The organism is Staphylococcus caledonicus, assembly GCF_016238465.1.
Lineage (GTDB): Bacteria > Bacillota > Bacilli > Staphylococcales > Staphylococcaceae > Staphylococcus > Staphylococcus caledonicus.
In genome coordinates this window covers 1-26,476 of the sequence record NZ_JABTXV010000003.1, presented here as the reverse complement: position 1 = coordinate 26,476, position 26,476 = coordinate 1, and the positions used below count along the sequence as shown (strand labels likewise).

The window sequence follows — 26,476 nt, the reverse complement described above, 5'->3', positions numbered from 1 at the left end:
CTTTTTATTCCTTTAAATTTATTATTTAAAACATTTCAAAACAGTATTAATCAAGTCATTGAGCCGCGCGACATATAATTCAATTTAATATATAAAATCTTCGCACATAAAAAACTGTCGTCCTAGCTATTTAACTAGGCGACAGTTTCGCGTAAAAACTTACATATTTTCAAATCTTACATCGTGTTTACGCAACTCTTTCATTACTTTTTCAGGAATTGAAGAGTTATTAATTGAAACGTTCTTGAATGTACAGTCTTTAATTTTTATACCATCTAAATGACATAAATCTAATGCTACATTTTCAAAAATAACCTTCTTAAACACCACGTCTTTAAACGTCACGTTACGTAAACTACAATCTTTAAAGTAACTATGTTCAATTGTTAAAGCGTTAAATTGGCTATCATCAAATGTTGTGACACTAAAGTCCACTTTGCTTATTAACGTCTTAAAGAAATTAATATTTACAAAGATACTGCTGTTAAAATCACAACTAACAAATTTAGAATTAGAGATTGCATTCACATTCTTAAAGATACCTTCAGAGAAGTTACAGTTTTTAAAGCGACCTTTATTCACTTCTAATTCATCATACATCGCATTTCTAAAGTTACTATTACTGTAGTTTAAATTTTTATATTGCTCGTTCGTAAAAACGGATAACGATAAATCTGCCTTTGAGGTCATTGTATATGCTCCTTTATAGTGTTGTTTATGAACAGTCATTGCCCATTTCTCGCATAATCATCATCATTATGGTAACACGAGCGCTAAGGTAAACGATAGTTATTAAGTTGCTCCTTATTTACTAAAATTTTTACGAAAAATGTAAGGTTCAGCATTTTGCAATCATTCATCGGATAGCGTATAATCCATAGTGTTTAAGTATGGATTTATGAGGAAATGAATATTATATACAGAAAGTGGGTTATATTCAGGCGAAAGGGAGCGTACTGAATGACAAATTATGATTGCATATGACTTAATAGGACAGACGCCACTTGTATTATTAGAAAGCTTTAGTGATGACAATGTTCAAATTTACGCTAAGTTAGAACAATTTAATCCAGGTGGAAGTGTAAAAGATCGTTTAGGTAAGTATTTAGTGGAAATTGCTTTAGAAGAAGGTCGTGTGCAAGCTGGTGACACGATTGTAGAAGCGACTGCAGGTAATACAGGTATTGGATTAGCAATTGCAGCTAATCGGTATAATTTAAATTGTGTAATCTTTGCGCCGGAAGGATTTTCAGAAGAGAAGATTTCGATTATGCGTGCATTAGGTGCAGAGATTAAACGTACAGCAAAAGATAAAGGCATGATAGGTGCGCAACAAGAAGCACGTGCTTATGCCGAAGCAAACGATGCCGTATATATGAACCAATTTGAAACGACACATAATCCGGCAGCTTATACGCATACATTAGGTAAACAATTAACTGACGCCTTGCCACACATCGATTACTTCGTAGCCGGAGCTGGCTCAGGTGGAACGTTTACTGGCGTGGCTCAACACTTACAATCATTTAACATTAAGAATATTATCGTCGAACCAGAAGGCTCAGTGCTTAATGGTGGTGAAGCGCACGCTCATGATATTGAAGGTATTGGCTCTGAGAAATGGCCAGTATTTTTAGATAAATCACTAGTAGATGATATTATTACGGTAAGTGATAAGCTTGGTTTTGAAAATGTAAAACGCCTAGCACAACAAGAAGGCTTGCTTGTAGGAAGTTCCTCAGGTGCAGCTTTACAAGGTGCTTTAGAAATTAAAAAACGCATCGATAAAGGTATTATTGTAACCATTTTCCCAGACGGTAGCGATCGCTATATGTCTAAACAAATCTTTGACTACAAAGGAGAATAATTATAATGAAGAAAAAAACACAAATGATTCATGGTGGACATACGACGGATGACTTCACAGGTGCAGTGACAACGCCAATTTATCAAACAAGTACTTATTTACAAGATGATATCGGCGATTTACGTCAAGGATATGAATATTCTCGTACTGCCAACCCAACACGTACATCATTAGAAAGTGTCATCGCTAATTTAGAGAATGGTAAACACGGCTTTGCCTTTGGTTCAGGTATGGCTGCAATTAGTGCAGTTATTATGTTATTAGACAAAGGCGATCACCTTATTTTAAACTCTGACGTCTACGGTGGAACATACCGTGCATTAACAAAAGTCTTTACTCGTTATGGCATCGGTGTGGATTTCGTAGATACAACACATATTGAAGAAGTTAAATCTTATATCAAACCAGAAACTAAAATGTTGTATGTAGAAACACCTTCAAATCCACTATTACGTGTCACTGATATTAAACGTACAGCAGAAATTGCAAAAGAGCATAACTTAATTTCTGTTGTAGATAATACATTTATGACACCTTATTATCAAAATCCATTAGACTTTGGTATTGATATCGTCTTACATTCAGCTACGAAATATTTAGGTGGTCATAGTGACGTGGTAGCCGGCTTAGTTGCGACAGCTGATGATGAGTTAGGCGAACGATTAGCGTTCATTTCTAATTCAACTGGTGGGGTGCTTGGACCTCAAGACAGTTATTTACTAGTACGTGGTATTAAAACATTAGGATTACGTATGGAACAAATTAATCGTAATGTGGAAGCCATTGTAGAGATGTTACAAAACCATCCTGCCGTACAACAAGTCTTCCATCCAATAATTAAAGAACACCTAAACCACGACATTCACGCTGCTCAAGCTAGTGGACATACAGGTGTTATTGCCTTTGAAGTGAAAGATACAGAAGCGGCAAAACAATTGATTCATAAAACAAATTACTTCACTTTAGCTGAAAGTTTAGGTGCAGTAGAAAGTTTAATTTCAGTACCTGCCTTAATGACACACGCGTCTATTCCACCAGATGTACGTGCTAAAGAAGGTATCACTGATGGCTTAGTACGTCTATCTATCGGTATTGAAGACACAGATGACTTAGTTGAAGATTTAAAACAAGCAATCGACTCATTAAATAAATAATAAGTTAAATATCATTTGAAGAGTGAAACAGGGTAACTATATGCCTTGTTTCACTTTTTTTGTTTTTAAAAATTACACATAATAATTAATAACTACAACACAACAAAGAAATAAAAACCTAAATTTCAGAAAAATTTTATTTTTTCAAAAACTATATTGACTGACAATAAAGTTTCACATATAATTCAATTATTCCTATAGGGATAATCAGGATTGTGTGAGGGTGAAGATGATTGATTGAATTTAAAAATGTGAATAAAGTATTTCATAAAAAGAGAGAACAGATTCATGCTTTAAAAGATATCTCTTTTAAAATCGAGCATCATGACATATTTGGAGTAATTGGATATAGCGGTGCCGGTAAAAGTACGCTCGTACGACTGGTAAATCAATTAGAAACTGCTACTGAAGGCCAAGTTATTGTTGATGGCCATGAAATTAATACATATAGCGAAAAGGATCTTCGCAAAGTTAAAAAAGATATCGGTATGATATTCCAACATTTTAATCTTTTAAACTCAAAAACAGTATATAAAAATGTAGCAATGCCACTGATTTTAAGTCATAAAAGCAATGCTGAAATTAAAGAGAAAGTAGAAGAAATGTTGGAGTTTGTAGGCTTAGCAGATAAGAAAAATCAATTTCCAGACGAACTCTCAGGTGGTCAAAAACAGCGTGTAGCGATTGCGCGAGCACTTGTCACAAACCCTAAAATTTTATTGTGTGATGAAGCTACTAGTGCGTTAGACCCTGCAACGACGAGTTCAATTCTTCAGTTATTAAAAAACGTCAATCGTACATTTGGTGTCACAATCATGATGATTACGCATGAAATGAGCGTTATTCAAAAAATTTGTAACCGTGTAGCCGTGATGGAACAAGGTAAGGTTGTAGAGCTTGGTACTGTTAAAGAAGTCTTTAGCCATCCACGAACAACGACTGCTAAAAGTTTTGTATCTACGGTAATTAGTACAGAGCCGTCGCCAACCTTACGTCAATCATTTGAACGAGACGACGCTAATTACACAGACTATAAACTATTCTTAGATAAACGCCAAATAGAACAATCTTTAATTACTGATCTTATTCATCAATACAACGTAAATGTAACGATTCTCTTTTCTTCTATGTCAGATATTCAAGATGAAACGGTATGTTACTTATGGTTGCGCTTCGAACATGATCAATACTTCGAACGTTCCAACATCGAAAGCTATTTTGAAACACATCATATTCAATATGAGGAGGTGCGTTAGATGTTTGGTTCAGGTATAGACACATCTCAATTATTACAAGCACTTTATGAAACTCTGTATATGGTGACTGTTGCACTTGTAATTGGTGCGTTGATTGGTATTCCGTTAGGTATTTTGTTAGTGGTTACTCGTAAAAATGGAGTATGGCCAAATGTTATTATTCATCAGATTCTTAACCCGGTTATTAATATTTTGAGATCTATTCCATTTATTATCTTGTTAATTGCTATCGTTCCTTTTACTAAATTATTAGTAGGAACGTCAATTGGTACGACAGCAGCGATTGTACCCCTTACGGTCTATGTAGCACCGTATATCGCACGATTAGTGGAAAACTCTTTATTAGAAGTAGACGACGGAATTATTGAGGCTGCCAAAGCAATGGGTGCATCGCCGTTTCAAATTATTCGTCATTTCTTATTGCCAGAAGCTTTAGGTTCACTCGTTTTAGCCATTACTACTGCGATTATCGGCTTAATTGGTAGCACAGCAATGGCTGGAGCAGTCGGTGGAGGCGGTATCGGTGACTTAGCGCTCGTTTATGGTTACCAACGCTTCGACACACTAGTAATTATTATTACAGTTATTGTATTAGTTATTATCGTTCAAATTATTCAGTCATTAGGTAACATAATTTCTAGAATGATTCGCAGAAATTAGTTATTTAAATATAAATTTTCCAACTCGGGGAGGCATTTTCAAATGAAAAAAATTATCGGATTATTATTAGCGTCGTTACTTGTCTTAGCGGCGTGCGGTGGAGGCGGCAATAATAAGAAAGTTACAATTGGTGTAGCTTCTGATGATACTGCTGCTTGGGAAAAGGTCAAAGAATTAGCTAAGGACGATGGTATTGATATAGAAATCAAACACTTCTCAGATTACAATGTACCGAACAAAGCGTTAAGTGATGGTGACATCGATATGAACGCTTTCCAACATTTCGCATTCTTAAATGAATATAAAAAAGCGCATAAAGATGCAAAAATAGAAGCATTAAGTACTACAGTCTTAGCGCCATTAGGTATTTACTCTAAGAAAGTTAAAGATGTGAAAGATATTAAAGATGGCGCACAAGTAACAATTCCAAACGATGTATCTAACCAAGCTCGTGCCTTAAAATTATTAGAAAAAGCAGGATTATTAAAACTTAACGATAATTTCGGTTTAAGTGGTACAACAAAAGATATTAAATCTAATCCTAAACATTTAAAAATTAAAGCCGTAGATGCACAACAAACTGCTCGTGCTCTAGATGATGTAGATTTCTCTGTAATTAACAACGGTGTAGCAACTAAAGCCGGTTTAGATGCGAAGAAAGATCCTATCTTCTTAGAAAAGTCTTCTTCAGATGCAGTTAAACCTTACATCAATATTGTAGCAGTAAACTCAAAAGATAAAGATAATAAAACATACAAAAAAATTGTAGACCTTTATCATGGTAAAGAAGCGCAAGAAGCATTGAAGAAAGATACAAAAGATGGCGAAAAACCTGTTAACTTATCTCAAAAAGATATTAAAGACATTGAAGATAGCTTATCTAAATAACCTTAATATATGACTAGAAGCCAAATAAGTGCCAGTTCACTTATTTGGCTTTTTTGTATATAAGAGTCAGTTATATTAAATAAAATTCTGAATTGTGTGGTAATTTATATAGTTTCAATTTTATAATTAGTACATTAAAACTTCATAAATATGTAATCAAATTGAAATGGAATATCATAAAGAAATATATTAATTTTATATAAGTAGGAAACTTGATCGGACGGAACACAAATAATTATGATAAGTGTCTAATACAACACGATTAAAGTGGTGAGTTAACCAAAACAACTATACGCTTAAGGAGGCGCTTTGTATGAAGAAAAAACTTCTTGCGACAGCAATTGTAGGGACAGGTGCATGTAGCGTGCTATTTGCACATCAAGCTGAAGCATCAACAACACATACAGTTCGAAGTGGAGAATCATTATGGTCTATTTCGCATAAATATGGTATTACAGTATCTCAATTAAAATCTTTAAATGGCTTATCATCGAATCTTATTTTTCCAAATCAAGTATTGAAGGTGTCTGGTTCGTCTAGTTCATCTAATTCATCAAATCGACCATCTTACAGTGGTGCGAGTAATACATATACAGTAAAAGCTGGAGACAGTTTGTCTTCAATCGCTAGCCGTTATGGCACTACATACCGTCATATTATGAATTTAAATGGGTTAAATAATTTCTTAATCTACCCAGGACAAAAATTAAAAGTCTCAGGTACAGCGAGTGCTTCTACACCTAGACCAACGACAACTCAAACATCAAACTACTATAATTCACCTAAGTTTAGTCATAGTAATTTATATGATTGGGGTCAATGTACATGGCATGTGTTTAATCGTCGTTTAGCAATTGGCAGAGGCATTAGTACATATTGGTGGAACGCGAATAACTGGGATGATGCGGCTATCAGAGATGGTTATAGAGTAGATTACCGACCAGCAGTTGGGGCTATTGCACAATCAGATGCAGGATATTATGGTCATGTCGCTTTTGTAGAAAGAGTAAATAGTAATGGTAGTATTTTAGTCTCAGAAATGAACTTCAGTGCAGGCCCAGGAATCACAACATATCGCACAATTTCCGCATATCAATTACGAAATTATAAATTTATTCATTAGTATAAAATAGGCATACAAAGAGATTTTAATTAGAACCCTCTTTGTATGCCTATAATTTTAGAATTGACTTTCCAGTAAATTTTTATTGGAAGTTATAGTCTTCTTTAACTTTTCTAAAGCTTGAAGCTAAGCGTGTTACATTAATAATAAATGAAGTAAATGCTGCTAGTTTACGGAATTTACGTGGTGATTTCATTGATACTACGAAATCAATAATTGTACCTACTGCGCTTAAGCCTAATGATAAATATACTAAGTTTTTATTTTTAGCATCAAATTTAATACCATTATAGCCATCAACGATAAATCCAGCAGTACTTACTAAACTTGAAAAACGTGCTAATCCTGATTTTTTTGCCATGAATAAAACCCTCCGAACAGTTTAATGAGCTAGGACATTGATTGTCTATACCTTGTGGCGCCGATAAATGGTCCCTTTGAAGTCAGAACTACGATGAGTTTGGGACACCGGTTATCAGTTTCCCAGAGCACAAATTATTAATGTCTCAGTCTTATTAGTCCTTTACAATCTAAATAACTTTGTCCTAACCATAGTTTCAATTTTATAGTAGTTCACTAAAATAGAATTAGATTTAGTTTGCTTCTAATAATATATGTTAACATCATACTAAAATAAGTTGTTTTTTTGAAGTCATAATATTTAAAAACGAAAGGGCGATGGATGTGATAAAGTGCGTGTGTTTAGTTGAAGAGACAGAAGATCAAATTTTATTAGTACAAGTACGTAATAGGGAGAAATATTATTTTCCAGGTGGAAAGATTGATGAAGGGGAAACACAATTAGAAGCGATTCAAAGAGAAATTAAAGAAGAATTGCGATTAGAATTTTCGCCCCAAGATTTTACATATATAGGTACAGTGGTAGGAGACGCTTACCCACAACCAGATACATTGACTGAGCTTAACGGTTTTAAAGTAAATAAACGAATTGATTGGGATAATGTGGAAATTGACCATGAAATTACAGATATACGTTGGTTTGATAAGAATGACACTACTTTAATAGCACCAGCAGTAGTAAAATGGATTGAAACATTTTCAAAAAATGCACAGTAAAAATTATTTATAATGGTAAGAGAGAACCTAGTCCCTAATATTTTAGGATTGATGCCTTCGATAAACGAAACTCTAAAAGTAGAATGCCGGGAGATTTCGTCCTAAAATCACAAAAATTAAGAGAGCATCGATAGAAATCTTTGAATAACTTAGATTTCTGTCGACGCTCTTTTTTATACTATGCTTCATTTTCAGAAGAAGCGTGAGTATCATCAATAGTTTGTTGATTAAACTTAGGGTTTTTAATTAATATAGCAGTAATCCAAGCGGTAATTGGAATACTGATTGCTACGGCAATACCGCCTAACAGAATTGAAACGAATTCTTGTGCGAAAATCTTAGAATTGAGAATATGGCCAAATGAATAATGCAGTTGAAAGAACCAAAAGAACAGGGTTAATTGTCCACCAAAATACGCTAAATAAATCGTATTGGCTGATGTGGCTAAGATTTCTCTACCTACTCTCATGCCAGAATGAAATAACTCTGTACGCGATAATTGAGGATTTGTTTCACTCAATTCATACATTGGTGAACTAATTGTAATCGTTAAATCAATGACGGCAGCAATGACCGCTAAAATAATAGTGAAAATAGAGAACTGCACCATATTGATGCCAATATTCATTGAAAAGATATACGTTTCATCTTGTTGTTCAGTCGCAAATCCTTGTAAGTGACCGATATTAACTGATAAATAAATGCCTAAGATTAAAATAATTGTCGTTGTTATCGTACCGATGAAGGCTGCTTTCGTCTTGGTATTATAACTATTTAAGATAAATAAATTACATGCCGCGATAACTATACAAAAGACAAATGACACGAGATAAATGGGGGTGCCTAACATAATAAACACAATACTAATGATTAGGATAATAAAGTTTAAAAAGAGCGTTAAATATGAGATTAGGCCCTTTTTCCCACCAAAAATAAGCATTAAAACTAATAATATTAGTGCTAATAAAACGATTGAGTTCATCGTGTCACACCCTTCCATTTAAGCCACAGCACCATTAAACCAATTGTCACCGGTATAGTTAGGACGATACCGATACCTCCCGTTAAGGCTCGCGCAATTTCTAAAGACCAATTCATCGAAATGGTATAAGTAAAGGTATTAGCATTTTTCAAATAAATTAAAAACATCGCTAAACTGCCTGATAGATATGAAAAAAGTAAGATGTTAGTCATTGTACCCATAATATCTTGGCCGATATTACGCCCAGCAAGCGCCCAACGTGAGATAGAAATATTAGGCGTTCGCTGTAAAATTTCATACATACCACTCGATATGGTAATCGCTACATCCATAACTGCACCTAATGAACCGATTAGCACCGATGCTAAAAAGACTTCTTTAGGCGGTAAGGTTAAAAAGCTCATCGTTTCGTATTTGATACCTGTGCCGCCAGTGAGCATTATAATAAGCTGAGTGATACCTATGCATAGAAACGTTCCAATCAGGGTGCTTACCGCTGTGATCCACGTCCTTATGTGGAGACCAGTGACCAATAATAAAGTCACTATTGTAGAAATGACGATGGCCCCACTCATCAATAAAAATAAACTTATTGAGGGATGTTGGTCGTGGATAGCGATTGTTGTGATAACGGCAGCGGTATTGAATATTAGAGATAGGATAGATTGAAGCCCTACATTCCGACCTACAAATAGTAGGACCATAATAAATATACCGACGATAGCTACAGTTAGACTATCGCGCTTTTTCTCTAAAATTGTAGCGTCTTTCGGACTATGTTGAATGTGCATGAGCACCTTATCATTAGTATTAAAACGTTCAGAATCTGCTTGCGATTGAACATATGTATTAGTTATCGTAGTACTTTGATTTTTAAATTTACCATTAAGTATGTTTACGGTTAAATGCTGTTTATATTTTAAATCAGAATTATGATGTTCATCTGTTATTTTATGTGCTTTACTTGTTTCTACATGAGTCACTTTCCCTATAGGAGTATTATAAAAAGACGCATTAAAGAAAGTAAAAATGAATAATCCTATTAGCAGTATTGCAACAATCGCGATGAGCCAATTCATAATACTATAGTGTAAAAGTGCGTGTCTCTTTTTATTCATGAATCCTAACCCTCATTTATTTTTCAATTTCTCCCCTTGTTATGACAGAATGATTATACGCTTCTCGTTATAATGATTCAAACAGTAACTATGCAACTCAAAAATTTAACACTCGATAGTTTTAGCGATAATTAATGATATGTCGTTACTTTACTGAGTAGCTGTTGTATTAAATTTAAAAAGTTGAGAATATCCGCCTTTTTATTATCTTTTTTAGCAACAATCGCAAATGATCGTTTGAGTTCTGTATGGGCTAATGAAATATCGTGTAATTGATGATTGGTATCTGAAAGAGAAAGATAGTCTGGTGCTATCAAATAGCCTCGTTGTTGTTGAATAAGATAATGCGCTAACGTTTCTGTTCCTAAGGTATGAACGGACGTCTTAAGTACACTGTTTAAACGTCGCTCTATACTATCCGCCAGTGGTTTTAACGCATATAATTGTTGTTCTGCAAATTGTATCAAAGGCGGTTGGACTGTTAAAGCCATAGTATCATCCTTAGGGACATAAATATGATAGGTTTCTTCAAATAATGGTTTTAAAGATAAGGTAGTATTGCGTTGTAATTCAGGTGTTACTTCGACTAGACCTGCATCAATCAAACCAGTGTTTAAAGCATCTATAATAGCCGACGTTGTCATTAGTGAAGGAACGATTTGACTATCATAGTCACGTTCAAATGCTTGAATCACCGCCATCATCATGTGCGAGGCATAACTTTCTTCAAATCCCACATTAATCAGACGTGCATTTTCAAGATTTTGTTGTTGAAAAAGGGCTACCGTTTCGTCTAGCTGTTCCAAAATTTGGGTAGCCTGATTTAACAATGCCTTACCTTGTGAAGTTAAATAGATATTTCTTCCTTGTCTGTTAAATAAAGTAACTTGGAGTTCTTGTTCTAACAATGTAATTTGTCTACTTATAGCTGATTGCGCAATATTTAACTCTAGTGCCGCCTCGGAAAGATGTTCCCGTCGTGCTACTTCAATGAAATATTTTAGTTGTTTAATTTCCAAGCTAATTCCTCCGAACTGTATGTAGATTCTTGTATGTCGTAAACCTTCTAATTATTAGAACAGTCTCATCTATTTAATATATTGTTCAGATAGTTATTTTACATTATATTAATTATTATTAATAGTAAATTTTCTGAAAATTCTTAAAAGGAGTGGGCATCATGTTTGATGAAGAATTAAAAAGAGGGCTATATGACTACCGTGAGGAACATGATGCATGTGGTATTGGATTCTATGCCAATATGGATAATTTAAGATCTCACGATATTATAGAAAAGTCATTAGAAATGTTGCGTAGATTAGACCATCGTGGTGGGGTTGGCGCCGACGGTATAACTGGTGATGGCGCTGGTATTATGACGGAAATTCCATTTGACTTCTTCGCTCAACATGTCGACCTTAACTTACCTAACGAAGGAGAATATGCGGTAGGTCTTTTTTTCTCTAAAGAGGAGATTGCGGGCTCACGCCATGAAACGCAATTCAATCACTATTTTGAAGATGAAGGGTTAAAGGTGATTGGCTATCGAGATGTGCCAGTTGATACACAAGCGATTGCTCCACATGTAGTAGCAACCATGCCACATATTCAACAGGTATTTATAGATTTAGCAGCACATCCAACACCTGTAAAACAATTATTTTTAGCTAGAAAACAAATCGAACACTATGCAGAAACTCAAGATTTAGAATTATACTTCACAAGTTTGTCGCATAAGACCATTGTCTATAAAGGCTGGTTACGTTCTGACCAAATTAAAAAATTGTATCTAGACTTAAATAATCCGATGTATCAATCAAAGTTGGGACTTGTGCACTCAAGATTTAGTACTAATACATTTCCAAGCTGGAAACGTGCGCATCCCAACCGTTTATTAATGCATAACGGTGAAATTAATACTATTAAAGGTAATGTAAATTGGATGCGTGCACGTCAACGTCAACTAATTAAAACTTTATTTGGGGATGAGCATTACAAAATTCAACAAATTGTGGATGAAGATGGTAGTGACTCAGCTATCGTCGATAATGCTTTAGAATTCCTATCTTTAGCCATGGAACCTGAAGAAGCTGCTATGTTACTTATTCCAGAACCATGGTTGTATAACAAATCAAATGATGCGCATATTAGAGCATTTTATGAATTTTATAGTTATTTAATTGAGCCTTGGGATGGACCAACAATGATTTCATTCTGTAATGGGGATAAAATTGGCGCATTAACAGACCGTAATGGCTTACGTCCTGGACGCTACACTATTACTAAAGACAACTTTATCGTTTTTTCTTCTGAAGTAGGTGTCGTAGATGTACCAGAAGATAATGTTGCTTTTAAAGGACAGTTAAATCCAGGGAAATTGTTATTAGTCGACTTCAAATCACATAAGGTTATCGAAAACAATGATTTGAAATCTCATATAGCACGTCGCCATCCATACCAACAATGGCTTGAAGACTATAAAATTGATTTGAAATTAGATCAAACTATATATAATCAATCTTTATTAGCATCGCAACAACTCTTTAAACTACAACAACAGTTTGGTTACACCAAAGAAGACATCAATAAATATATGACTGACTTAGTCGTAGGTAAAAAAGATCCTATTGGAGCGATGGGCTATGATGCGCCACTTGCCGTGTTAAATGAGCGACCGGAATCGTTATTCAATTATTTTAAACAATTATTCGCACAAGTAACGAATCCACCTATTGATGCATATCGAGAAAAGATTGTAACAAGTGAATTATCTTATTTAGGTGGCGAAGGTAATTTATTGCGTCCTGATCCATCAGTGTTAAATCGAATTCAACTGTCAAAGCCTGTTTTAACACTCACACAATTAGATAAGATTAAACAAAGTCAGTTTGACGTGAAACATTTATCCACTCTATATCATGAAGATTTGGAAACAGCATTAGAACGTTTAGGCGCAGAAGCGATTCAAGCAACACGTGAAGGCTATACTATTTTAGTTCTTGATGATAGCAGTCTTATCTCTAATATGGCTATTGGAGACGTAGAGAAACCACGCTATGCCATGCCTATGTTATTAGCTATTAGTCATATTCATCAATTATTAATTAAAGAAGATTTACGTATGAAGACAAGTTTAATCGCTTTATCGGGTGAAACGCGCGAAGTACACCATGTCGCTTGTTTACTCGGTTACGGTGCCAATGCGGTGATTCCGTATTTAGCACAACACACTATTGCGCATTTAACTGATAGTGGCCGACTTAAAGGGATTATTGCCGACAATGTTAAAACGTACACCGATGTGTTATCTGAAGGTATAATTAAAGTTATGGCGAAAATGGGCATTTCGACAGTCCAAAGTTACCAAGGAGCTCAAATTTTTGAAGCGGTAGGCCTATCACAAAGCGTTATCGATAAGTATTTTGCAGGTACACAATCTAAGTTATCGGGTCTTAGCATTCAACAAATTGATACTGAAAATAAAGCTCGTCAAAATAACCAAGCACAGTATTTAGAATCAGGTAGTACATTCCAATGGCGTCAACAAGGGCAACATCATGTGTTTAATCCAACTACTATTCATTTATTACAACATGCTTGTCGGGACAATGATTATCAACAATTTAAAGCCTTTACTCATGCAGTTCATACCCATAGAACGGACCATTTACGTGATTTATTAGAATTCAAAACGCAACGACCAATTGATATTAGCGAAGTAGAATCGATTGACGCTATCGTAAAACGTTTTAATACGGGAGCAATGAGTTACGGTTCTATCTCAGAAGAAGCACATCAAACACTGGCTCAGGCGATGAATCGATTAGGTGGAAAAAGTAATAGCGGTGAAGGTGGAGAAAATCCTAAACGTTATGAAATTCAACCAGACGGTAGCTCACTAGCAAGTGCTATTAAACAAGTAGCATCCGGACGTTTTGGGGTAACAAGCGATTATTTACAACATGCACGTGAACTTCAAATTAAAGTGGCGCAAGGTGCGAAACCTGGTGAAGGGGGACAACTACCAGGTACTAAAGTGTATCCTTGGATTGCTGAAACACGTGGTTCAACCCCAGGGATTGGCTTAATTTCGCCACCACCACATCATGATATTTATTCAATTGAAGATTTAGCACAGTTAATTCATGATTTAAAGAATGCGAATAAAGAGGCAGATATTGCAGTGAAATTAGTTTCTAAGACTGGTATAGGCACTATTGCTTCAGGGGTAGCTAAAGCGTTTGCCGATAAAATTGTAGTTAGTGGTTATGACGGGGGCACTGGTGCTTCACCTAAGACGAGTATTCAACATGCTGGGTTACCATGGGAGCTCGGTTTAGCTGAAACGCATCAGACTTTAAAATTAAATGACTTACGTAGTCGTGTACGTTTAGAGACTGACGGTAAGTTATTGACAGGTAGAGATGTAGCCTTAGCGTGCGCACTAGGTGCTGAAGAATTTGGATTTGCGACTGCACCACTTGTCGTATTAGGGTGCATTATGATGAGAGTTTGTCATAACGATACATGCCCTGTAGGGGTGGCTACGCAAAATAAAGATCTTAGAGCACTGTTCAAAGGTAAAGCAGAGCATGTCGTTAACTTTATGCACTTTATAGCTGAAGAATTGAGAGAAATACTCGCTTCACTGGGCTTAAAGACTGTTAAAGAGCTAGTAGGTCGTACAGATTTATTACAACGTGCGAGTCAAATTAACCCTAACTCAAAAGCGGCATCACTCGATATTGATAAGTTATTACATCAAGTCGAAGGGCCGAATACTAAAGAAATCAGTCAAAATCATCACTTAGACAGTGGTTTCGATTTAAATTATTTATTTAGAGATGTTAAACAAAGTATTGAAGATGGACAAAAATTTGAACAAAGTTATGTGATTAATAATGAACAACGAGATGTTGGAGTCATTACAGGTAGTTATATTACCCAACAACACGGTAGCAAAGGATTGCCACCACACACAATTACTGCTTACACCTCAGGACACGCGGGACAAAGTTTAGCAGGCTTTGCGCCACCAGGTCTATTCATTCATCATACGGGGGATGCGAATGATTATGTTGGAAAAGGACTTTCAGGAGGCGAAGTAGTTGTCAAAGCACCAAATTCACAACGAGAGAACGATATTATCGTAGGAAATGTATGTTTCTATGGTGCTTCACGAGGCAAAGCCTACATTAATGGTAAAGCTGGAGAACGATTCTGTATCCGTAATAGTGGCGTCGATGTTGTTGTTGAAGGAATTGGGGATCATGGTCTGGAATATATGACAGGGGGACACGTGATAATACTAGGAGATGTAGGTAAGAACTTTGGTCAAGGTATGAGTGGCGGGGTTTGTTACATTTTCCTAAGTGATATTGAGCAATTTAAACGTGTAAATACATTGCCGACACTAGCGTTTAAGAAAGTAAGTTATGAAGAAGAAAAAGAATTGCTTAAAAGCATGTTAGAAGCACACTATCGCTATACACAAAGTACGAAAGCTAAAGCTATTTTAAGTCACTTTGAAAATGTAGAAAATAGTGTAGTAAAAGTTATACCAAAAGATTACGAATTAATGATGCAAAAAATCGAATTACAACATCGTCGTTTACCTCAGTTAGATGAAGCGAAACTGGCAGCTTTTTATGATGAACGTACATCAATTGATCAAGCCTTACAGCCAGCAGTTATATACTAAAGGAAGGAGTACACTGTTATGGGCGAATTTAAAGGGTTTATGAAATATGAAAGACAAACACTGTCCGAACTATCATTAGCTGAACGCATCAAACACCATAAGGCATTTCAACAATGTTTCTCATGTGAAGATGCTTCAGTACAAGGTGCAAGATGCATGGACTGTGGTACACCATTTTGTCAGACAGGCCTTCCTTTTGAAAGGGAAACTATTGGCTGTCCATTAGGTAACTATATTCCTGAATGGAATGACTTGGTTTATCATCAAGACTTCAAAGAGGCTTACCACCGATTAAGTGAGACTAATAATTTTCCGGACTTTACAGGACGCGTGTGTCCAGCACCATGTGAAAATTCATGTGTAATGAAGATTAATCGTGAAGCAGTAGCGATTAAAGGGATCGAACGGACAATAATTGATGAAGCGTTTGATAATGATTGGGTTAAACCAAAGAAACCGGCTAAACGTTTAGCCCAATCAGTGGCTATTGTTGGAAGCGGGCCATCTGGACTTGCAGCGGCTGACGAATTAAATTTCAAAGGATATCAGGTAACAGTATTTGAAAAAGCAGCAGAACCTGGTGGCTTACTCATGTACGGTATACCTAATATGAAACTAAACAAAGCTGTAGTTCGGCGACGGATTAAGTTAATGACCGAGGCAGGCATAGTATTTAAAACGGGTGTTAACATCGGGGTAGACATCACACGAGAAGAGCTCGACCAACAATATGATGCAATCATTTTGTGTACAGGTGCTGAGAAAGCACGCGACTTACCATTAGAAGGGCGTATTGGTCAGGGTATACATTTTGCTATGGACTATCTTACTGAACAAATGCAATTACTTAATGGTGAAATTGATGAACCTACGATTACAGCGAAAGATAAAAACGTTATTGTGATTGGTGCCGGAGATACTGGCGCAGATTGTGTAGCTATGGCTTTGCGTGAAAACTGTAAATCTATTGTTCAATTTGATAAAAATAGTCGAGCATTAGAAGCAAATAAGTTTGAAAGAAACACGTCTTGGCCTTTAGCGTTACCTGTATTTAAGATGGATTACGCACATAAGGAATACCAAACACGCTTTGGTAGAGAACCACGTGCTTATGGTGTACAAACCATGCGTTATGATGTCGATTCTATCGGTAATATTCGTGGCGTTTACACTCAAATCTTAGAAGAAACATCAGATGGTAAGGTAGTCATGGATGACACTGAAAGACATTGGCCAGCGGATTTAGTACTTTTATCAATTGGCTTCGAAGGTGTAGACTCAACACTTCCAAAAGCATTTGACGTGGCGACACAACAAAATAAGATTGTCGCAAACGATATCGATTACCGCACTGACCAAGAGAAGATTTTTGCTGCAGGAGATGCACGAAGAGGGCAAAGCTTAGTAGTTTGGGCTATTAAAGAGGGACGCGCCGTGGCTCAATCAGTGGACAAGTACTTAAAACAACGAATCTTAGTGTAAAACGGCTTTTAAAGCCTTGAGATGATAAAAAAATTGTATAATTTAAAATTAAAAAGGTTGACTTCCAATGGATAACGCTGTATGATAGTTATTGTGTTTATTGGAGGAATACCCAAGTCCGGCTGAAGGGATCGGTCTTGAAAACCGACAGGGCCTTAACGGGCCGCGGGGGTTCGAATCCCTCTTCCTCCGCCATTATAATTAAAATCCAAGACTAATAAAAATATAAAAAAGACAAGTACTCATAAGTAGATGGGTACTTGTCTTTTTTGTTTGTCTTTATTTTGGAATGTTAGATAGCCCGTCTCCTTAGTTAATACACTTTTTCAAACTCACAATAAACTTTGTGACAGTTAAATGAAAGCCTTTACAAAACTTGTCTAGACAAGTTATACTTTAGGCAACAAAGTTAAGGGAGTGAAAGGTGTGGCTGTAAAACGAAAAGATGTCCAAGATATCGTTAAAGCGATAGGTGGGAAAGAGAACGTCAATGCCGCGACGCATTGTGTAACGCGCTTACGTATAGTGTTAAAAGATGATAACAAAGTAGACAAAGATGCCTTAGATGATAATAAACTAGTGAAAGGTCAATTTAAAGCTGATAACCAATATCAAATTGTTATTGGTCCTGGTACGGTTGATGAGGTTTATAAACAATTTATAGCGGAAACTGGCGCAGAAGAAGCATCAAAAGAAGAAGCAAAAGCAGCTGCAGCTAAAAAAGGTAATCCTTTACAACGATTGGTGAAACTATTGGGAGATATCTTTATTCCAATTTTACCTGCTTTGGTGACAGCCGGTTTGTTAATGGGGATTAATAACCTTTTGACGATGAAAGATTTATTTGGAGCTAAGCCACTTGTAGAGCAATATCCACAACTTGGTGATATTTCAAATATTATTAATGTCATTGCGAGCACAGCATTTATCTTCTTACCAGCTTTAATTGGTTGGAGTAGTATGAAGGTGTTTGGCGGAAGTCCTATTTTAGGGTTAGTCCTTGGCTTAATCTTAATGAACCCACAACTTGTGTCACAATACGACATCGCTAAAGGCCATATCCCTACTTGGAACTTATTTGGTTTAGAAATTAAACAGTTAAACTATCAAGGACAAGTCTTACCAGTATTAATTGCTGCTTATGTCTTGGCCTTAATAGAAAAAGCACTGAATAAAGTCGTCCATGATTCTATTAAAATGCTTGTGGTAGGTCCAGTTGCATTACTTGTTACAGGGTTCTTATCATTTATTATTATTGGACCAGTAGCATTAGCAATTGGAACAGCTATTACAGGCGCTGTACAATTCGTCTTTGAACATGCCGGTTGGTTAGGTGGCGCAATTTATGGTTTCTTCTATGCACCGTTAGTCATCACTGGTTTACATCACATGTTCCTAGCCGTGGACTTCCAATTAATGGGCAGCAAATTAGGCGGTACATACTTATGGCCAATTGTCGCTATTTCAAATATCTGCCAAGGTTCAGCTGCATTCGGTGCATGGTTAATTTATAGACGTCGTAAAATGGTGAAAGAAGAAGGTTTAGCCTTAACATCAGGCGTATCAGCCTTCCTAGGTGTAACAGAACCAGCGATGTTTGGTGTGAATTTACCGTTAAAAGTACCTTTCTTCGCAGCAATTTGTACTTCAAGTGTGTTAGGTGCTATTGTGGGCGCAAACAGAGTACTAGGTAGCGTCGGTGTTGGTGGCATCCCAGCTTTCATTTCTATTCAAAGTGAATACTGGTTAGTCTATCTTTCAGTAACCTTCCTTGCTGTATTTGTACCTGCCATTCTAACAATTATTTTCTCAAGATTTACGACGGTTAAAGCTAAGAAAATGGTCGAAACGCCTGACGAATCAAAATAATCATATATAACAACTATAAAGACGTTCACGCAACACATTACAAGTTCTTGAACGTCTTTTGCTTTTAAAAAATAAAATTTAAATTTTAGAGAAGGTGGAATACTTATGGCTCAGAAAGATTTAAAAAAATCAGTCGTCTATCAAATATATCCCAAGTCATTTAATGATACAACAGGTAACGGCGAAGGGGATTTAAACGGTATTATTGAAAAGTTGGATTATCTTCAATACTTAGGCGTCGATTATATTTGGTTAACGCCTATCTATGAATCTCCAATGAATGATAATGGATATGACATTAGTAATTATTTCAAAATCAACGAACAATTCGGCACATTAGAAGAATTTGAAACATTAGTCACTGAAGCACATCGTCGTGACTTGAAAGTCATGTTAGATATCGTCATCAACCATACCTCTACTGAACATTCCTGGTTCAAAGAAGCAATCAGTTCAAAAGATAATCCGTATCGTGATTATTACTTCTTTAGACCTTCTCAAGACGGACCGCCAACTAACTGGGAATCTAAGTTCGGCGGGAATGCTTGGAAATATGATGAAGCTACAGATGAATACTATTTGCATCTATTTGACGTGACACAAGCGGATTTAAATTGGGATAACAAAGAAGTGCGTCAGTCTCTTTATGACGTCGTTAATCACTGGATCAATTTCGGTGTAGATGGCTTCCGTTTCGATGTGATTAACCTTATTTCCAAAGGTGAATTTAAAGATTCTCCGAAAATTGGGAAAGAATTCTATACAGACGGCCCACGCGTACATGAGTATTTACACGAATTGAATCGTGAAACTTTTGGAGATAGAGATATGATGACAGTAGGTGAAATGTCATCGACGACGATTGAGAATTGCATTAACTATACTCGTCCTGACCGTCAAGAATTAAGCAGCGTTTTCAATTTCCATTATTTGAAGGTCGACTATATTAATGGAGAAAAGTGGTCGAATGCGAAGTTAGATTTTCTAAAACTAAAAGAAATCCTTATGGAATGGCAAGTCGGCATCAGTCAAGGTGGCGGTTGGAATGCGATTTTCTGGTGTAACCACGATCAGCCACGTGTCGTCTCACGCTTTGGAGATGATTCAACTGAAGAGAACCGCCAAGCAAGTGCTAAGATGTTAGCTATTGCTTTACACATGTTGCAAGGTACACCTTATATTTACCAAGGTGAAGAAATTGGCATGACCGACCCACATTTTAATACGATTCAACAATATCGAGATATTGAATCATTAAATGCGTATACAAATTTAAAACATAAAGGCTTAGCCGAAGATGAAATCCTGACTATTTTAGGACAAAAATCACGTGATAATTCCCGTACGCCTATTCAATGGACGGCAGGTCATCAAGCAGGATTTACTACAGGCACACCTTGGATTGACATCCCTAATAATTATAAAAACGTAAATGTAGAAGCGGCTATTGAAGATAATCATTCTATCTTACAGACTTATCGTCAACTTATAGCGTTGCGACATGAACATGATATTATTACTTATGGTGAGATTGAACCACTCTATATGGAACATCCTCAATTATTTATTTATCGCCGACATTATAACAATCAGTCTTGGCTAGTGATTGCTAACTTTTCAAAAGAAACGGCTGAACTACCTGAAGATCTTAATACTACAGGCGATATTATTATGCAAAATGGCTCTATCGAAAATGGGGACATATCAGGGTTTGGCGCTATAGTAATTGAGTTACAAGAGTAAGAAATTTGAGTTAATAACGGAGAAAGCATATGGCAGCACAAAAATTTATAACGATATACGAAGCGTTAAAGCAGTCTATCATTGATGGGACTTACTCATATGGAGAACAGTTACCGTCAGAACACGACTTGTTAGAACAGTATCAATCTTCGCGCGAAACGGTAAGAAGGGCACTTCATTTACTTGCGGAAGAGGGTATGATTCAAAAGATTAGAGGCAAAGGGTCTATCGTCATTGATCAAAAAATGACTGAATTCCCTTTTTCAGATTTAATCAGTTTCAAAGAAGTGAAAGAAGAACTAGGCTTACAACACGACACGATAGTGCTAGTTAATGAAGTAATTGAAGCGGAACAAGTGCCTTACATTAAACAACAATTAGGTCTTAACTCGAATGATAAGCTTATCCATGTGATTAGAAGTCGCAATATTAATGGCAAGACGAAGATTTTAGATGAAGACTATTTCTTAGCTTCAGTAGTACCAGAGATTTCGAATACTGTAGCGCAAGATTCGATTTATAATTATTTGGAAAATGAATTAGTCCTGGAGATTAGTTATTCAAATAAATCTATCACGTTTGAACCGTTTACTGAACGAGAATATGATGTTTTTGGAAATATCGAACCTCCTTATACAGCGACAGTCAGAAGTGTGGTCTATCTTAAAGACACGACCCAATTTCAATATAACGTGTCTAAACATTTAGCCACAGAATTTAAATTCAATGAATTCTCAAGACGACATAAAAATAAAGATGGAAATGGGACAGAAATCTAGGGAGTGAGACAGAAATCTAATGAAATTTCTAAGATTTCGTTGTCCCCCCGGCAAGGTTGACTAGAAATGAAGAAAGTGAGGCTCGAACGCCTCTTCATTTCAGACAACTACTGCCTAATCGTAGACTAGAAAATAATATTTTTACTTATCATTTGCTTCTACTTAAATCCTAAACATTTTTGTCTCAACTTTATAAATAGATTGAACTTTAAACTTGCATAAGGAACTCTGTTTATAGTATTATAAAACTTACCGTGCTAGGTGGGGAGGTAGCGGTTCCCTGTACTCGAAAACCGCTTTATGCGAGACTTAATTCCTTCGTTGAGGGTGTGGCTTTGTGAAGTCTGCCCGAAGCACGTAGTGTTTGAAGATTTCGGTCCTATGCAATATGAACCCATGAATCATGTCAGGTCCTGACGGAAGCAGCATTAAGTGGATCCCCATATGTGCCGTAGGGTAGCCGAGATTTAGCTGTCGACTTCGGTAACGTTTATGATACACACTCGATTCGAAGGTGCACGGTTTTTTTAATAAATATAACTACGTTTAACATATAAATGATAAGTGAGTGGCTTTGAATACAAAGTCGCTCCTTTTTTGTATAAAATGAGAAGGTATAGTGATTGGATAATTTAGAAAAATAATTTGTCTTTGTATTGAGAAATCATTTTCAAAAAATAAAAGACAGATAATAGGGGGAGGATTTATGCAAATTTATTTAAGTACGTTAACTGAGGTGGACTACGCTGAAACATTAAATAAGATTGAAGAGATTTATGACGCTCAGGCAGGAGTAGACGGCAAAGCGCAACGTAAGCTTATTTCAAATCTACGTAAAGCACCGACCTATAATTATGAATTAGAAGTGATAGCGAAGAATGAGGACGCTGCTATTATTGGCCATATTATGTTGAGTGAAGTGACGCTTGTAGCAGAAGAAGATAGTTATAAAGCGTTAGAAGTCGTGTCCTTAATTGTTGACCCTGATGTGCGTAATCAAGGACTAGGGAAAGCGTTAGTTCAAGCTATTGAAGAGCGCGCTAAATCTCAACATTACACTACGATTATAGTAAGTCATAGTTCCGATTATTTTAAACAACTTAGCTATGAATTAGCTGAGGAACATCATATTTTTCCGGAAAATGCTGACGCTTCTACAATTCGCGTGAAGTTTTTATGGGATCAATTAAATGACTACCCACATGGAACTGTGCATAGAAGTAGCGAAGAAGGTTAATTTGAGTTAATCATTTACATGAGATTAGAACATTTATAGTTTACGGTCTGAGGAATTAATTAGCGAGCCTTAGTCTCATCAAAATGTCCTAATCTTATAAGAAATTAATTGAATTCTAGAAGTCGTTGCGTGATATAATGGGTAGTAATTGTTAACGGAGGTGCGAATGTGAATTATCAAGCTTTGTATCGAATGTTCAGACCCCAAAGCTTTGACGATGTGGTCGGTCAAGAACATGTAACTAAGACGTTGCGAAACGCTATTTCAAAAGGTAAACAATCTCACGCCTATATTTTCAGTGGTCCACGTGGTACTGGTAAAACAAGTATTGCTAAGGTCTTCGCAAAAGCAATCAATTGTTTGAACCCTCAAGATGGAGAGCCATGTAACGAATGCGCAATTTGTAAAGGGATTACACAAGGGACAAATGGCGATGTTATTGAAATAGATGCCGCAAGTAATAACGGTGTCGATGAGATAAGAAATATTAGGGATAAAGTTAAATACGCACCTAGTGAATCAAAATATAAAGTGTATATTATTGACGAGGTTCATATGCTTACTACAGGTGCTTTTAATGCTTTATTAAAAACATTAGAAGAACCTCCAGCACATGCGATTTTTATTTTAGCAACAACTGAACCCCATAAAATTCCACCTACTATTATTTCACGTGCACAACGTTTCGATTTCAAAGCAATTGGCACAGAACAGATAGTTGACCGTTTACGCTTTGTAGCCGAAGAACAAAGTTTAGACTATGATGAAGCGGCGCTAGAATTTATTGCGAAAGCTTCAGAAGGCGGTATGCGTGATGCGCTAAGTATTATGGACCAAGCTATTGCCTTTGGTGATGAACATCTAAAACTACAAGATGTACTTGATGTTACTGGTAGTGTCGATGAAGCTGCACTTAATGCTTTGTTTAAAGATGTAGTAGAAGGTAATGTCAAAGAGGCCTTCACACGTTATCATCGTTTTACTGCAGAAGGTAAAGAAGTGAATCGTTTGATCAATGATATGATTTACTTTGTACGAGATACGATTATGAATAAAACGGTTGAATCTGAAGCGGAACATGATGCGTTGATGAACTTTGATTTAGAAACTCTATATCACATGATTGATATCATTAATGACACATTGGTTTCAATTCGATTTAGTGTTAATCAGAACGTGCATTTTGAAGTTCTATTGGTGAAAATTGCTGAAATGGTAAAATCACAACCTGAAACGGTACAAAATGTGGCAACAACACATGTAGCGTCAGAGCCGAATAATGAAGTATTATTACAACGCATGGAACAACTTGAGAATGAATTGAAAACACTCAAAGCACAAGGTGTACCACAAGCTAATAATAGTAGAAGCGGCAATACGTCTAATTCAAATCGTAGAGGTAAACGACAAAGTAAAGATACCTTCTCAATGACAAATATTGCGAAAGTACTTGATGAAGCGAACAAAGAAGATATTCAATTATTGAAAAAACATTGGTTAGAAGTAGTAGATTACGCTAAAAGTAATGATAAAAAATCATTAGTGAGCTTATTACAAAATTCTATTCCAGTCGCTGCTAGTTCGAAACGTGTATTAATTCAGTTTGAAGAAGAAATCCATTGCGAAATCGTTAATAAAGACGAGGAAAAACGTAGTAGTATTGAAAACGTGGTTAGAAATATTATTAATAAAGATGTTGAAGTCGTCGGCGTGCCTTCCGATCAATGGATGAAAGTACGTTCAGAGTACATCAATAACCGTAAACAGTCAGAGAATGAGGATGCTTCTTCTGATTCTAATGCTAAAGAGGAAACGCAAGAAGCAGATATAGCACAAAAAGCACGAGACTTATTCGGAGAAGATACCGTACATTTAATAGATGAATAACACTTATATAGAAGAAAGACGTTTTATTTTTGGGAAAATGTAGTTATCTAAAGTGAAGCATTTTGGAAAACAGTAACACATGACAACAAATATAAACGTATGTATAATAAAATATAAATTAAAAGATAATGTCGATACATTTAAGGAGGAAATGATATTATGCGCGGTGGCGGAAATATGCAACAAATGATGAAACAAATGCAAAAAATGCAAAAGAAAATGGCTCAAGAACAAGAAAAACTTAAAGATGAACATATTGTAGGAACAGCTGGCGGTGGCATGGTTTCAGTTACGGTTACTGGTCATAAAGAAGTAATCGATGTTCAAATCAAAGAAGAAGCGGTAGATCCAGATGACATCGAAATGTTACAAGATTTAGTATTAGCTGCAACTAACGAAGCGATGAATAAAGCAGACGACTTAACACAAGAACGTTTAGGTAAACACACTCAAGGCTTAAACATCCCAGGAATGTAATTGTAGATGCATTATCCTGAACCCATATCTAAATTAATAGATAGTTTCATGAAACTGCCAGGCATTGGACCCAAGACGGCTCAACGTCTGGCGTTTCATACTTTAGATATGAAAGAAGACGATGTTGTCCAATTTGCGAAAGCCTTAGTAGATGTTAAACGTGAACTTACCTATTGTAGTGTGTGTGGTCACATTACTGAAACAGATCCTTGCTATATTTGTGAAGATAAACAAAGAGATCGTTCAGTAATCTGCGTAGTCGAAGATGATAAAGATGTTATTGCTATGGAAAAGATGCGAGAATACAAAGGACTTTACCATGTCTTACACGGCTCCATCTCACCTATGGATGGTATTGGACCAGAAGATATTAACATTCCTACATTAATAGATAGATTAAAAGACGAAGAAGTTAAAGAGCTTATACTAGCTATGAACCCAAACCTTGAAGGTGAATCAACAGCAATGTATATTTCAAGATTGGTTAAACCAATTGGTATTAAGGTAACTAGATTAGCTCAAGGATTATCAGTAGGCGGAGATTTAGAGTATGCTGATGAAGTAACGCTATCTAAAGCAATAGCTGGTAGAACAGAAATGTAAACAAAGAAGTCGCTAAATTTTAGAGAACAATGTGGTATGAGATAGGATGACATACTATCGTAGAAGCCTAAGAGCTAAGGCGTATCTACTGTGTACTCTAAGATATAGCGATTTTTTAATTTTATTTAAAAAACATGTAAATTTTTTAAAGTTTGTTATTTAGTTGCTTAGTTAGTGATATATAGGGTAATTATATTGTTTTGAGTATTGTTAAACAAACTATTCGTTTACTGAAACAGATAAAGTTCGTTTTTGGGAACAAATAATGACTTTTTAGAGATGGTTAGTGTAATTTTTACAGTTGTTAAATCGCTAGAAAGCCTGTATAGTATATATCTGTTGAACGAAACAAATCAACGAACATTAAAAACACTTCAAAAAATAATTTCAAAAAGTTATTGACTTTCTAATCGATAGCGAGTATAATTATTTCTTGTGGTAACGAAATGAACATTGAAAACTGAATGACAATATGTCAACGTTAATTCCAATAAGTAACTTAAATGTTACAAACATTATTTAGTATTATGAGCTAATCAAACATCATAAATTTTTATGGAGAGTTTGATCCTG

Annotated in this window: 21 protein-coding genes, 1 tRNA gene and 1 other RNA gene; 18 read left to right on the top strand and 5 right to left on the bottom strand. The window is 35.9% G+C overall.

All coding sequences use genetic code 11. The features are described from left to right. Nucleotides 1–159 precede the first annotated feature (159 nt). Nucleotides 160–690 (bottom strand): pentapeptide repeat-containing protein, encoded by a 531-nt coding sequence (locus HS848_RS09850; RefSeq protein WP_198612194.1) that lies wholly within the window; start codon nucleotides 688–690, stop codon nucleotides 160–162. A 280-nt stretch (nucleotides 691–970) separates the two neighbouring features. Between HS848_RS09850 and HS848_RS09845 the strand changes: the two genes are divergently transcribed. The 6 genes from HS848_RS09845 (at nucleotide 971) to HS848_RS09820 (ending at nucleotide 6,948) form a co-directional block, all read left to right on the top strand. Then, nucleotides 971–1,867 carry a PLP-dependent cysteine synthase family protein gene (locus HS848_RS09845; RefSeq protein WP_198612193.1) on the top strand — a complete coding sequence of 299 codons (897 nt, stop codon included), beginning with the start codon at nucleotides 971–973 and terminating at the stop codon, nucleotides 1,865–1,867. 5 nt (nucleotides 1,868–1,872) lie between these two features. Further along, nucleotides 1,873–3,021: a bifunctional cystathionine gamma-lyase/homocysteine desulfhydrase gene (locus HS848_RS09840; RefSeq protein WP_198612192.1), complete on the top strand. Its 1,149-nt coding sequence runs from the start codon at nucleotides 1,873–1,875 to the stop codon at nucleotides 3,019–3,021. Between the two features lie 233 nt (nucleotides 3,022–3,254). Beyond that, a complete protein-coding gene (locus HS848_RS09835) occupies nucleotides 3,255–4,277 on the top strand; it encodes a methionine ABC transporter ATP-binding protein (RefSeq protein WP_198612191.1) in 1,023 nt (340 codons plus the stop codon). Continuing rightward, the gene (locus HS848_RS09830) at nucleotides 4,278–4,937 is read left to right on the top strand and encodes a methionine ABC transporter permease (RefSeq protein WP_198612190.1); all 660 of its coding nucleotides are present in this window, start codon (nucleotides 4,278–4,280) and stop codon (nucleotides 4,935–4,937) included. It begins immediately after the preceding gene. Between the two features lie 42 nt (nucleotides 4,938–4,979). Further along, nucleotides 4,980–5,825, top strand: coding sequence for a dipeptide ABC transporter glycylmethionine-binding lipoprotein (gmpC, locus tag HS848_RS09825; protein ID WP_107508230.1), 846 nt, complete (start codon nucleotides 4,980–4,982; stop codon nucleotides 5,823–5,825). A gap of 313 nt (nucleotides 5,826–6,138) precedes the next feature. Then, a complete protein-coding gene (locus HS848_RS09820; RefSeq protein ID WP_198612189.1) occupies nucleotides 6,139–6,948 on the top strand; it encodes a LysM peptidoglycan-binding domain-containing protein in 810 nt (269 codons plus the stop codon). A gap of 82 nt (nucleotides 6,949–7,030) precedes the next feature. Here HS848_RS09820 and HS848_RS09815 read toward each other — a convergent pair whose 3' ends face one another. Continuing rightward, on the bottom strand, nucleotides 7,031–7,309 hold the full coding sequence (locus HS848_RS09815; RefSeq protein WP_103165656.1) for a hypothetical protein: 279 nt from the start codon (nucleotides 7,307–7,309) through the stop codon (nucleotides 7,031–7,033). Between the two features lie 323 nt (nucleotides 7,310–7,632). Between HS848_RS09815 and HS848_RS09810 the strand changes: the two genes are divergently transcribed. After that, nucleotides 7,633–8,025: an NUDIX hydrolase gene (locus HS848_RS09810; protein WP_198612188.1), complete on the top strand. Its 393-nt coding sequence runs from the start codon at nucleotides 7,633–7,635 to the stop codon at nucleotides 8,023–8,025. A 178-nt stretch (nucleotides 8,026–8,203) separates the two neighbouring features. Here the strand turns inward: HS848_RS09810 and HS848_RS09805 are convergent, their stop codons facing one another. The 3 genes from HS848_RS09805 to gltC all read right to left on the bottom strand — a co-directional run bounded on the left by HS848_RS09805 (nucleotide 8,204) and on the right by gltC (nucleotide 11,144). Then, nucleotides 8,204–9,007 carry a YibE/F family protein gene (locus HS848_RS09805; protein ID WP_198612187.1) on the bottom strand — a complete coding sequence of 268 codons (804 nt, stop codon included), beginning with the start codon at nucleotides 9,005–9,007 and terminating at the stop codon, nucleotides 8,204–8,206. Continuing rightward, nucleotides 9,004–10,125 (bottom strand): YibE/F family protein, encoded by a 1,122-nt coding sequence (locus HS848_RS09800; RefSeq protein ID WP_408642069.1) that lies wholly within the window; start codon nucleotides 10,123–10,125, stop codon nucleotides 9,004–9,006. The genes HS848_RS09805 and HS848_RS09800 overlap by 4 nt, the downstream gene beginning before the upstream one ends. Nucleotides 10,126–10,256: 131 nt before the next feature. Continuing rightward, nucleotides 10,257–11,144: a glutamate biosynthesis transcriptional regulator GltC gene (gltC, locus tag HS848_RS09795; protein WP_198612186.1), complete on the bottom strand. Its 888-nt coding sequence runs from the start codon at nucleotides 11,142–11,144 to the stop codon at nucleotides 10,257–10,259. 161 nt (nucleotides 11,145–11,305) lie between these two features. Between gltC and gltB the strand changes: the two genes are divergently transcribed. The 11 genes from gltB (at nucleotide 11,306) to recR (ending at nucleotide 25,903) form a co-directional block, all read left to right on the top strand. Beyond that, nucleotides 11,306–15,826 (top strand): glutamate synthase large subunit, encoded by a 4,521-nt coding sequence (gene gltB / locus HS848_RS09790; RefSeq protein WP_198612185.1) that lies wholly within the window; start codon nucleotides 11,306–11,308, stop codon nucleotides 15,824–15,826. Nucleotides 15,827–15,844: 18 nt separating this feature from the next. After that, on the top strand, nucleotides 15,845–17,308 hold the full coding sequence (locus tag HS848_RS09785; protein ID WP_198612184.1) for a glutamate synthase subunit beta: 1,464 nt from the start codon (nucleotides 15,845–15,847) through the stop codon (nucleotides 17,306–17,308). A gap of 102 nt (nucleotides 17,309–17,410) precedes the next feature. Then, nucleotides 17,411–17,503: transfer RNA gene (locus HS848_RS09780), tRNA-Ser, on the top strand. A 231-nt stretch (nucleotides 17,504–17,734) separates the two neighbouring features. Next, the gene (gene treP, locus HS848_RS09775) at nucleotides 17,735–19,177 is read left to right on the top strand and encodes a PTS system trehalose-specific EIIBC component (RefSeq protein ID WP_198612183.1); all 1,443 of its coding nucleotides are present in this window, start codon (nucleotides 17,735–17,737) and stop codon (nucleotides 19,175–19,177) included. Between the two features lie 105 nt (nucleotides 19,178–19,282). Continuing rightward, nucleotides 19,283–20,920 carry an alpha,alpha-phosphotrehalase gene (gene treC / locus HS848_RS09770; RefSeq protein WP_198612182.1) on the top strand — a complete coding sequence of 546 codons (1,638 nt, stop codon included), beginning with the start codon at nucleotides 19,283–19,285 and terminating at the stop codon, nucleotides 20,918–20,920. Between the two features lie 29 nt (nucleotides 20,921–20,949). Next, the gene (gene treR / locus HS848_RS09765; protein ID WP_198612181.1) at nucleotides 20,950–21,699 is read left to right on the top strand and encodes a trehalose operon repressor; all 750 of its coding nucleotides are present in this window, start codon (nucleotides 20,950–20,952) and stop codon (nucleotides 21,697–21,699) included. Between the two features lie 252 nt (nucleotides 21,700–21,951). After that, nucleotides 21,952–22,221: signal recognition particle sRNA large type (gene ffs / locus HS848_RS09760), an RNA gene on the top strand. A 184-nt stretch (nucleotides 22,222–22,405) separates the two neighbouring features. Further along, nucleotides 22,406–22,936 carry a GNAT family N-acetyltransferase gene (locus HS848_RS09755; protein ID WP_198612180.1) on the top strand — a complete coding sequence of 177 codons (531 nt, stop codon included), beginning with the start codon at nucleotides 22,406–22,408 and terminating at the stop codon, nucleotides 22,934–22,936. A gap of 168 nt (nucleotides 22,937–23,104) precedes the next feature. After that, nucleotides 23,105–24,823, top strand: a complete 1,719-nt coding sequence (gene dnaX, locus HS848_RS09750; protein ID WP_198612179.1) for a DNA polymerase III subunit gamma/tau — start codon at nucleotides 23,105–23,107, stop codon at nucleotides 24,821–24,823. A gap of 159 nt (nucleotides 24,824–24,982) precedes the next feature. Beyond that, nucleotides 24,983–25,300 (top strand): YbaB/EbfC family nucleoid-associated protein, encoded by a 318-nt coding sequence (locus HS848_RS09745; RefSeq protein ID WP_107508217.1) that lies wholly within the window; start codon nucleotides 24,983–24,985, stop codon nucleotides 25,298–25,300. A gap of 6 nt (nucleotides 25,301–25,306) precedes the next feature. Beyond that, nucleotides 25,307–25,903 carry a recombination mediator RecR gene (gene recR, locus HS848_RS09740; RefSeq protein ID WP_103165590.1) on the top strand — a complete coding sequence of 199 codons (597 nt, stop codon included), beginning with the start codon at nucleotides 25,307–25,309 and terminating at the stop codon, nucleotides 25,901–25,903. Nucleotides 25,904–26,476 lie beyond the last annotated feature (573 nt).